This window comes from Oleiphilus sp. HI0080, from assembly GCF_001635135.1.
In genome coordinates this window covers 1-514 of sequence record NZ_LWFU01000136.1, presented here as the reverse complement: position 1 = coordinate 514, position 514 = coordinate 1, and the positions used below count along the sequence as shown (strand labels likewise).

The 514-nt window shown below is 46.1% G+C and carries 1 protein-coding gene; it reads left to right on the top strand.

Features of this window, described 5'->3' with window-relative positions:
• Nucleotides 1-2: 2 nt before the first annotated feature.
• On the top strand, nt 3-514 hold a 512-nt coding region (gene yeiP, locus A3751_RS01660; protein WP_231876814.1), incomplete at its 3' end, for an elongation factor P-like protein YeiP.

The following is a 514-nucleotide window of genomic DNA, read 5'->3' as shown; positions in this document are numbered from 1 at the left end:
AGATAAAAAAAGGCGAAGTTGTGCTGTATAACCAGCAACTGCTGCACGTAAAACAAATTGAAGTGCAAAACCCGAGTGCGCGGGGCGCAGCGACGTTGTATAAAATGCGCTTCCGAAATGTACAAACGGGTAGTAAAGTCGAAGAGCGTTTTAAAGGGGATGACTTGTTAGAGCGGGTCGAGCTCTTCAAACGCATGGTGAGTTATTCTTATGATGAAGCCTTGGTCTTTATGGATGATGAAGACTTTTCGCAGTACACCATCCGCAAGGAAGATATAGAAGACGAGCTGTTATTTATAACCGAGTCTATTCAAGGAATGGCCGTGCTCATCGTTGATGATGCTGTTGTTGGGCTAGAAATGCCTCAATCGGTGGATATGGAAATCAAAGAGACTTCCCCTGCAATAAAGGGCGCCTCGGCAAGTGCTCGCACCAAGCCGGCTGTTTTCGAAACGGGTCTATCTGTGCAAGTTCCTGAATACTTAGCCTTGGGCGAACGTATCCGTATAAATAC